Source organism: Streptomyces albiaxialis (assembly GCF_039530985.1).
In the GTDB taxonomy this organism is placed as follows: domain Bacteria; phylum Actinomycetota; class Actinomycetes; order Streptomycetales; family Streptomycetaceae; genus Streptomyces; species Streptomyces albiaxialis.
Genome location: NZ_BAAAPE010000028.1, coordinates 383,663 through 393,592 on the forward strand (window position 1 = coordinate 383,663; position 9,930 = coordinate 393,592).

Annotated in this window: 6 protein-coding genes; 4 read left to right on the forward strand and 2 right to left on the reverse strand. The window is 71.3% G+C overall.

Going from position 1 to position 9,930, the window contains the following annotated elements; genetic code table 11:
* Nucleotides 1-233: 233 nt before the first annotated feature.
* Complete coding sequence (locus ABD343_RS39025; protein WP_344535440.1) at nucleotides 234-824, reverse strand: uridine kinase family protein; 591 nt, start codon at nucleotides 822-824, stop codon at nucleotides 234-236.
* Nucleotides 825-1,071: 247 nt separating this feature from the next.
* Between ABD343_RS39025 and ABD343_RS39030 the strand changes: the two genes are divergently transcribed.
* From ABD343_RS39030 to ABD343_RS39040, 3 genes are all read left to right on the forward strand, one after another.
* Entirely contained in the window at nucleotides 1,072-2,469 is a 1,398-nt protein-coding gene (locus tag ABD343_RS39030; protein WP_344535441.1) for a peptidase C39 family protein, read from the forward strand.
* A gap of 457 nt (nucleotides 2,470-2,926) precedes the next feature.
* Nucleotides 2,927-3,715: an AfsR/SARP family transcriptional regulator gene (locus ABD343_RS39035; RefSeq protein ID WP_344535443.1), complete on the forward strand. Its 789-nt coding sequence runs from the start codon at nucleotides 2,927-2,929 to the stop codon at nucleotides 3,713-3,715.
* A gap of 13 nt (nucleotides 3,716-3,728) precedes the next feature.
* Nucleotides 3,729-4,496: a thioesterase II family protein gene (locus ABD343_RS39040; RefSeq protein WP_344535445.1), complete on the forward strand. Its 768-nt coding sequence runs from the start codon at nucleotides 3,729-3,731 to the stop codon at nucleotides 4,494-4,496.
* Between the two features lie 137 nt (nucleotides 4,497-4,633).
* On the opposite strand, the gene ABD343_RS39045 is transcribed toward ABD343_RS39040, so the two are convergent.
* Nucleotides 4,634-4,906 carry a DUF5988 family protein gene (locus ABD343_RS39045; RefSeq protein WP_344535471.1) on the reverse strand — a complete coding sequence of 91 codons (273 nt, stop codon included), beginning with the start codon at nucleotides 4,904-4,906 and terminating at the stop codon, nucleotides 4,634-4,636.
* A 395-nt stretch (nucleotides 4,907-5,301) separates the two neighbouring features.
* On the opposite strand from ABD343_RS39045, the gene ABD343_RS39050 reads away from it, so the two are divergent.
* Nucleotides 5,302-9,930: beta-ketoacyl synthase N-terminal-like domain-containing protein (locus ABD343_RS39050; protein ID WP_344535447.1), on the forward strand; the 4,629-nt coding region annotated here is incomplete at its 3' end.

Here is a 9,930-nt window from a genome sequence, read left to right on the forward strand (position 1 = left end):
CGCTTCGTGAGGGAAACGCATCGGAGAGCTTCCGTTTTCGCCCCGGAGACAGAACGAAGCCCCCGGTCACGGGGGAACAACCGGGGGCTTCGCGTCCGCAGGCGGCCTGCGAAAACCGCCTGTTGGAAACGTAATTGCTCGCTGGCGCCCGGGTCAAGCCGGTCAGCGGGCGCGGCCGTGCGGGACCGCATTGAACGAGCCATTCCTCTACGGAGAGTGAGGACTTGGGGACCTCAGAGAGACCCCGCGGGCCCCGGGAGCATCTCGTACGTCTCCGGCCCCCTCCGCACCAGAAAATTCGCGAACGGACGCGAGGGATCCTCGGCGAAGTGCGCCCGCTCCGCCCGTGTCCAGCCTGCCCAGAACTCCCTCTGCTCCTCCCCGTCCCGGTGCCGCCCCCGTCGCCACGCCTCCTCGCGCGGGGTCTCCAGCCACAGCAGACAGGCCAGATACGGGCGCAGCGCCCGCCGTCCCGCGCCCACCCCCTCGACCAGTGCGACGGGCGCGGCGGGCAGCTCGGCCTCCGAGGCGTACGCCCGGCGCACCCAGTCGTACACCTCGTACCGCGCCGTCTCCCCGCGCTCCAGCGGCGCCAGGACCTGACCGGCCAGGCGCCCCGTCCAGTCGAAGAGCGCGCCGTGGCTGGCGAGGTCGTCCAGATGGAGCACGGGCGCCCCTCCGAGCTCCTCCGCGAGCCGTGCCGCCAGCGTGGTCTTGCCCGAACCCGCGTGCCCGTCGATGCCGACGAGCCGGACCGGGCCACAGGAGGGTGACAGCTCCGGAAGCCGCCTGGCGAGGGCTTGGAGGGGGAGGTATACGGGCATCCCCACAGCGTACGGCGCGGTCCATGCCACTGGTTCAGCCCAAAGGCGGCGGCGTGCCGAACGGCCGAAGCTCTGGCACAGAGGGCCGGGGAGCGGCAATAGTTGGCTTCCTACCGCACTCCCGCAGCATCACTCCCGCACCACCGGCACCACCCGACGCACTCCGGCACCATCCGACGCGTACTCCCGCACCACCCGACGCGCACTCAGACACCGCACACCGCACACCGACTGGGGGATCACCGCCATGATCAGCAGACCCGCCACTCGCCGCACCGTCCTGGCCGCCGCCGTCGCGGTGGCCGCCTCCACGGCGGCGCCCTCGGCCCTCGCCGACGCGCACTCCGGCAAGGGGGACACCGGCGGCGCGGGCCGGAAGGGGAAGCGGCCCGGCAAGGACGCCTCCCACGTAGACCTGCACTCCTGGTCGACCGGGAAGGACTGGGCGTCCGGCGAGGCCAAGGGCACCCGTGTGGAGCAGGGCCGCCGCCCGGCCGTCGCCTTCCGTGCCCCGGCCGGGACCCTGGACTACCGGGACCCGCACACCGGCAAGACGGCCAAATGGGAGTACGCCACCTGGACGTCCCCCCGCCACCAGCCGGCCGTACCCGGCGGCGAGCTCATCGCGTCCTGGAACGCCCACACGCCGTCCGGCACCTGGGTCAAGGTCGAGCTCCAGGGGACGTACTCCGACGGGAAGAACAGCCCGTGGTACGTCATGGGGATCTGGACCGAGGGCGACGGGGACGACGTGCCGCGCCGCACCTCGGTCGACGACCAGAAGGACGGCAAGAGCACCGTCTACACCGACACGCTCTCCGTCGACGACCTGCCCAGCGGGCTGCGCGTCGTGAACTACCGGCTGCGCCTCACGCTGTGCCGCGCGGTCGGCAGCGACGCCACGCCGAAGGTCTGGCGGGCCTCCGTCATGAGCTCCGACGTCCCCGACCGCTTCGAGGTCCCCGCCTCCGAGCCCGGCGCCGCCAAGGGCGTCGAGCTGAAGGTCCCGCGCTACTCGCAGGAGATCCACAAGGGCCAGTACCCCGAGTACGACAACGGGGGCGAGGCGTGGTGCAGCCCCACCTCCTCGCAGATGATCATCGAGTTCTGGGGCCGCAAGCCGACGGCCGAGGACCTCGCCTGGGTGAACCCCTCCTACGAGGACCCCCAGGTCTGCCACGCCGCCCGCTACACCTTCGACTACCAGTACGAGGGCTGCGGCAACTGGCCCTTCAACGGCGCCTACGCGGCCACGTACAAGGACATGGAGGCCGTCGTCACGCGCCTCGACTCCCTCACCGAGGCGGAGGAGTTCGTCGCGGCCGGGATCCCGCTCATCACCTCGCAGTCCTTCATCGAGTCCGAGCTGGACGGCGCGGGTTACGGCACGGCGGGCCACCTGATGACGGTCATCGGCTTCACGAAGTCCGGCGACGTCATCGCCAACGACCCGGCGTCCCCGGACAACCCCTCGGTCCGCCACGTCTACAAGCGGCGCCAGTTCGAGAACATCTGGCTCCGCACCAAGCGCAAGGACGCCCAGGGCAAGGTCAAGTCCGGCACCGGCGGCGTCTGCTACGTCTACACCCCCGCGAAGGTGACGTCGGCCCAGCGGAAGGTACTGAAGAAGTACGGCATCCGCTGACCCCTCGCGCCCACACCGCGCGCCACGGCGGGCCCCCTCCGGTGCGGAGGGGCCCGCCGTATGCTCGACTCGGGGCCGTTCGGAACCCGGACGAGGGTCGTTAAGAATGCGTTAATGCCGCAATAACGATCTCCGCGGTGTGCCGGTCGTCTCGTTAAGACGGGGCTAATGGGGATGACTTCAGGCCACACCCTCCTCACCACACGGGTAACCTCTGTCACGCTTGTTTCCGTAAGTGCCCCGTTTTCCGGGCGGACCCCAGGGGGGCATCTTTCTGTCTGCCCGCACCAATCGCGTTCCGGCCGACCGAGAACGGCTGTTGACGCCTACAGCGCACTTTTGTTTGGCTTTGTCGATGGCCTGGCCCCCCCCTTCGGCCAGGTTCAGTGAGGAACTAGAAGCGCGGACGGAACGCTTCATTCCATCAGCACGTCAACCTAGTGACGGGGGTTCACACGTGCGCTACGAGATCATGGGACCGCTGCGTGTCATTGACGGCGAGCGCAAATCGACCATCAGAGCCCAGAAAGTGGAAGTCCTGCTCGCAGTTCTTCTCGTGCGGTCGAACCAGGTGGTCACCGTAGACCAACTCATCCGAGAGATATGGGGAGAGGAGCCGCCCCGCCGTGTCATCGCGGGGCTCCATGTATATGTCTCCCAGGTCAGAAAATTCCTCAACAGGTCCGAAGGAGGAGAAAAAAAAGAAGGTCCTGTCCTCACCAAACCGTCCGGGTACATGTTGAGTCTGGGGAACGACGGGCTCGATCTCCGTGCCTTCGACAAATACGTAAGGGAGGGGCGGGCGCATTACCGCTCCGGGAACCATGAGGCGGCCACCCGGAGTTTCGAAAACGCGCTCGGCCTCTGTCGGGGGCCGCTGCTCGACGGCGTCTGCCGCGGGCCGATTCTCCAGGGATTCCAGACCTGGCTGAATGAAGCCTGGCTGGAATGCATGGAGATGCTGATGGACTCCCGGCTGGCCCTGGGCCGGCACCGCGAGCTGATCAGCGACCTGTACTGGCTCAGCACCGAACATCCCCTGCGCGAGGCGTTCCACCGTCAGCTCATGCTGGCGCTGCACCGCAGCGACCGGCAGGCCGACGCGCTGCAGGTGTACCAGCGGGCCCGCCGCATGCTCAACGACGAGCTGGGGCTGGAGCCCGGACGCTCTCTCCAGAACATGCAGCACGCGATCCTGACGGCCGACAGCCGCCTGGTGCTGCCCGACACAGTGAGCCGACCGTGACGGGAGGAGGGAAGTGAATCCACGGCTCGCCGGCGAGGTTCAGGACCAGGACCTCTGGATCCGGCGCTACCACGAGGCGCGGGACGACGCCGTCCAGCTCCTCTGCCTCCCGCACGCCGGGGGATCCGCGAGCTTCTACTTTCCGGTGTCCGCCCGGCTGACCCCCGACGTGGCCGTCGCCGCCGTCCAGTACCCCGGACGCCAGGACCGCCGCGCCGAACCCTGCGTCGACAGCATCGAGAAGCTGGCCGACCAGGTGGCCGCCGCCGTACGGCCGCTGACGGGCCGTCCGCTGGCGTTGTTCGGGCACAGCATGGGAGCCATGGTCGCCTACGAGGTGGCCCTGCGGCTCGAAGCCGACGGGGGGCCGCCGCTCAGCAGGCTCTTCGTCTCCGGGAGAAGGGCGCCGTCCACCTACCGTGACGAACGGGTGCACGAGCGCGATGACAGCGGCGTCATCGCCGAACTCCAGCAGCTCAGCGGCACCGAGACCGACCTTCTGGGCGACCCGGAGGTGCTGGAGATGATCCTCCCCGCGGTGCGGAGCGACTACGCCGCCGTGGAGCGCTACCGTCACGAGCCCGGTCTCGCGGTGAACTGTCCGGTCACCGCGCTCATCGGGGACGACGACGTGAAGGTGACCCGGGACGAGGCACGTGCCTGGGCGGAACACACCACGGGGGCCTTCGACCTGCGGGTTCTCCCGGGAGGCCACTTCTATCTCGTGGAGAGGAGCAAGGAAGTCATCGAGCTGGTCTCGGGTGCGCTCATGCCCGAATGAAGTTCAATAGCGAACCGCTCCCGCAGGGGTCACGGGGCGGATTCCGAATAACGGCCGCGCGCCAGGTGCTTGCCCATCTGGCGCGCGGTTGTGTGTGCGCTCATCGACTATTCGACGGCTTTTCCTTCACGCTCTCGTCACTCGGCAATCCTGGTCCGCATAGTCCATCGGAAGATGACCCGAGAAAGGTCACCCGGTTCGCCTACGAGTTCGAAGTGCTCATATCCGCCGCGGAAGGGGATCTTGAGCTTCCTGTCGGTCATGGTGGACCGCTCCGTCCGTACCGCACTGGGTATTCCTGTGGGGCCGCCCTCCAGTACGACATCAATCTTTCCCCCGTCATGTGACGGACGTGAATTCTCCTGCATCTCGTGCCTCCCAAGGAATGAGTTCGCGATGGAACGGCGCATGCCAGGGCACGCCGAGAGATGATGACCGTGCCCGTTGCGGCCGTACTCGACGACGACCACGGGCCTTCTTCGGGGCCGACTTCTCAGTCGCTGCGGCCTCGGCTCACAGCACGTCGGCTATACAGTGTCGAATCCTGTACTGCCGGAGGAAGGTAAACACTCGACTCCTCACGAGCACTGTACAGACCGACGTCAACGGCGCCACCCCGCATGGCGATCGATGACGTACGGCGAGGCATAACACGAACAGCATGTCCGCTGCTCACAACGCTTTTCCCGGTGCGTGACCGTGTGTGACAGGGGCATTTTTTGGTGGCGCTTTAGAACTAGCTTTGATCCGCTGCTGAGGATGAACGCCCTGGTGAACCATACGTTCGACTCTGGCGTGAGGTGCGATGCCCGCAACATCCATCGCGGTCGTGGGACTGGCCTGTCGGCTGCCCCTCGCCGACAGCCCGTCAGCCTACTGGCGCCTGCTGCGCGACGGCCGCGACGCCGTCCGCCCCCTGCCCGCCGGACGACGCTCCGGCGCGTCCGGGCCGACACCCGCCCCGCGCGGCGGCTACCTGGACCGGGTCGACGGCTTCGACGCCGCGTTCTTCCATGTCTCGCCCCACGAGGCGCTCGTCATGGACCCGCAGCAGCGCCTCATGCTCGAACTGGGCTGGGAGGCGCTGGAGGACGCCGGAACCCCGGCCGACGCGCTCCACGGCACCGGCACCGGCGTCTTCGTCGGCGCCCTCTGGGACGACTACGCCCACCTGCTGCGCGCCCACGGCCACGCCGCCCACAGCCGCCACGCCATGACGGGCCTGCAACGCGGCATCATCGCCAACCGCCTCTCGTACGTCCTGGGCCTGCGCGGGCCCAGCCTCACCGTCGACGCCGCGCAGGCATCCTCGCTGGCCGCCGTCCACCTGGCCTGCGAGAGCCTCCGCCACGGCGAATGCGAACTCGCCCTCGCCGGTGGCGTGAACCTCGCGCTCGGCGACGCCAGCGCCACCGCCCTCCAGCACTTCGGCGGCCTCTCGCCCGACGACCGCTGCTATACGTTCGACTCCCGCGCCAACGGCTTCGTACGCGGCGAGGGCGGCGCCGCCGTCCTGCTCAAACCGCTGGCCGCCGCGGTGCGCGACGGGGACCGCGTCCACTGCGTGATCGAGGCCGGAGCGCTCAACAACGACGGCGCCACCGACGGCCTCACCGTCCCCAGCGCGCGGGCCCAGGAAGCCGTCATCCGGCTCGCCCACCGGCGCGCGGGCCTCACACCCGCCGAGGTCCAGTACGTCGAACTCCACGGCACCGGCACCCCCGTCGGCGACCCGGTCGAGGCCGCTGCCCTCGGCGCGGCGCTCGGCACGGGCGGCGGACGGCCCGCCGACGACCCGCTGCTCGTCGGCTCCGCCAAGACCAACATCGGCCACCTGGAGGGCGCCGCGGGCATCGCGGGGCTCCTCAAGACCGCGCTCAGCCTGGCCCACGGCCAGCTCCCGCCCAGCCTCCACCACGCCGCCCCGCACCCGGACGTCCCCCTGACGGCCCTCGGCCTGCGCGTCCAGGACACGCTCGCCGCCTGGCCGCATCCCGGCCGGCGAAAGGTGGCCGGGGTCAGCGCGTTCGGAATGGGCGGCACCAACTGCCACCTGGTGCTCGCCGAGGCGCCCACGACGACCGCGACACGGGCGGTCGGGACACCGACCCTGCCCCGGCCGCTCCCGGACACCCCCGTCGCCTGGCCGCTCTCCGGCCGGGGGCACGCCGCGCTCCGGGCGCAGGCCGAGCGGCTGCGGGCCCATGTCGCCGCCCACGCGGACCTCGACGCCGCGGACCTCGCGTACTCCCTGACCGCCACCCGTACCGCCCACACCCACCGCGCCGTCGTCCTCGGCACCGACACCCCGGACCTGCTGGAGGGGCTGGGCGCGGTGGCCTCCGGCGGTGCCGCCCCGACGACCGTGACCGGGGAGGTCACCGGGGGCGGCGTCGCCTTCCTCTTCAGCGGCCAGGGCAGCCAGCGCCTCGCCATGGGACGCGAACTCCACGCCACCCACCCGGTGTTCGCCGACGCGCTCGACGAGGCGTTCGCCTGCCTGGACCCGCACCTCGAACGGCCGCTGCGCGATGTGGTCTTCACCGACGACCCCGGCTCCCCGCTCGACCGCACGGCGTACGCGCAGCCCGCGCTGTTCGCCGTCGAGGTCGCCCTCCACCGCCTCGTCACCTCCTTCGGGCTGCGCGCGAGCCACCTCATGGGCCACTCCGTCGGCGAGATCGCCGCCGCGCACGTCGCCGGGGCCCTGTCCCTGCCCGACGCCTGCGCCCTCGTGGCGGCGCGCGGCCGGCTCATGGAGTCCGTCACCGCGCCCGGCGCGATGGCCGCGCTCCAGGCCACCGAGGCCGAGGCCGCGGACCTGATCGCCGGACGCGAGGACGAGCTGGCGCTCGCCGCCGTCAACGGCCCCTCCTCCGTAGTGATCTCCGGCGACCACGACGTCGTACGGGAGACCGCCGAGGCCTGGCGGGCACGCGGCCGCAAGGCCACAGCCCTGCGTACCAGCCACGCGTTCCACTCCCCGCACATGGACGCCGTCCTCGGCGAACTGCGGACCGTGGCGGCCGGACTGACGTTCCGCGAGCCCGGCATCCCCGTCGTCTCCAACGTCACCGGAGCCCTCGCCGACCCCGCCGACCTCGCCTCGCCCGACTACTGGGCCGCCCACGCCAGGCAGCCCGTCCGGTTCCTCGCGGGCGTGCACACCCTCCGCGACGCCGGAGCCGACACCCTCGTCGAACTCGGCCCCGACGCCTCCCTCGCCGCCATGGCCCGCCAGAGCCTCGCCGCCCACCCGGACGGCGGCACGGCGCTGGCGGTGCTGCGCCGCGGCCGACCCGAGGCACGCACCTTCCTCGCGGCACTGGCCCAGGCGTACGTGCGGGGCGCGTCCGTGGACTGGACACGTGCCCTCGCCGGGCGGGGACGCCGCGTCGACCTGCCCACGTACGCCTTCCAGCGCGAGCGTTACTGGCCGGAGGGGGAGGCCGAGGAGCGGCCCCGGCAGGAGAACGCGGTCGGAGCGCGCGAGGTCCCGGAGGTGCCGGAGCCCCCGGAGGCGGCGGAGTCCGCCGCTCCGCGGCCGTCCCTGGACGACGACCCCCTGGAGACCGTACGGACGCAGGCCGCGCTCGTACTCGGGCACGCCTCCGCGGGCGCCGTCGACCCCGGACTCAGCTTCAAACAGCTCGGCCTCGACTCGCTCGGCGCCACCGAACTCAGCGAGCGCCTGCGCGCGGCCACCGGGCTGCCCGTGCCCGCCACCCTCACCTACGACCACCCGACGCCGAGGGCGGCGGCCGACCATCTGCGCGGACTGGCCGCCGGGGACACGGCCGCCGTCGCGGACGTACGCGCGCATCCCGCCTCCGCCGACGAGCCGCTGGCCATCGTCGGGATGAGCTGTCGCTACCCCGGCGGCGTCGAGACCCCGGAGCAGCTCTGGGACCTCGTCGCACGCGGCGAGGACGCGATCGGCGGCTTCCCCGACGACCGGGGCTGGGACATCGCCGCGCTCCACGACCCGGACGCGGGCCACCCCGGCACGAGCTACGCGCGGGAGGGCGGATTCCTGCGCGGCGCGGACGCGTTCGACGCCGACTTCTTCGGGATCAGCCCGCGCGAGGCGCTGGCCATGGATCCGCAGCAGCGGCTCGTGCTGGAGACCGCGTGGGAGGCGCTCGAACGCGCGGGGATCGCCCCCGATACCCTGCGGAACAGCGCCACCGGCGTCTTCGTCGGTCTCACACCGCAGGACTACGGCCCCCGCCTCCACGAACCGCCCGACGGCCTGGAGGGCCAGCTCCTCACCGGCACCACCCCCAGCGTCGCCGCCGGACGCGTGGCCTTCACACTCGGGCTCGAAGGCCCGGCGATGACGGTGGACACGGCGTGCTCGTCGTCGCTGACCGCGCTGCACCTGGCCTGTCAGTCGCTGCGCCGGGGAGAGTCCACGCTCGCGCTGGCCGGTGGCGTGACGGTGCTGTCGACGCCGGGCATGTTCACCGAGTTCTCCCGCCAGCGGGGCCTGGCGCCGGACGGCCGCTGCAAGCCGTTCGCGGCCGGAGCCGACGGCACGGGGTGGGGCGAGGGCGTGGGTCTGGTGCTGCTGGAGCGGCTGTCGGACGCACGGCGCAACGGGCATCGGGTCCTGGCGCTGGTACGGGGCTCCGCCGTCAACCAGGACGGCGCGTCGAACGGCCTGACGGCGCCGAACGGCCCGTCCCAGGAGCGCGTGATCCGCGCGGCCCTCGCCGACGCCCGCCTGAGGCCCGCCGACGTGGACGCGGTCGAGGCCCACGGGACGGGGACGACACTGGGGGATCCGATCGAGGCGGGGGCGTTGCTGGCGACGTACGGCCAGGAGCGTTCCGATGGGCGGCCGTTGTGGTTGGGGTCGGTGAAGTCGAACATCGGTCATACGCAGGCGGCCGCGGGTGTGGCCGGTGTGATCAAGATGGTGGAGGCGATGCGGCACGGTCTGTTGCCTGCCTCGCTGCACATCGATGAGCCCTCGCCGCACGTGGACTGGTCGTCCGGCGCTGTGGGGTTGCTGACCGAGCCGGTGGAGTGGCCGGGTGGCGAACGCCCGCGCCGTGCCGCCGTCTCGTCGTTCGGCATCTCCGGGACGAACGCGCACGTGATCCTGGAGCAGGCACCCGAGGAGCCGCGCCGGAGCGACGCGGACCGGTCCGCGGGGCGGACGGTGCCGTGGGTGGTGTCCGCCCGCAGGCCGGACGCCCTCCCGGCCCTGGCCCGCGCACTGGCCGCCCATGCCTCCGTCGCCTCGCACTCGCCGGGTGAGGTGGGCTGGTCCCTGCTGACGACCAGGTCTGTCTTCGCGCAGCGTGCGGTGGTGCTGGGGGAGGACCGGGAGGAGTTGGGTGCGGGCGTCTCGGCCTTGTCCTCGGACGAGCCGCATCCGGGTGTGGTGCGGGGGTCGGTGGTGGGTGAGGGTGCTGGTCCGGTGTTG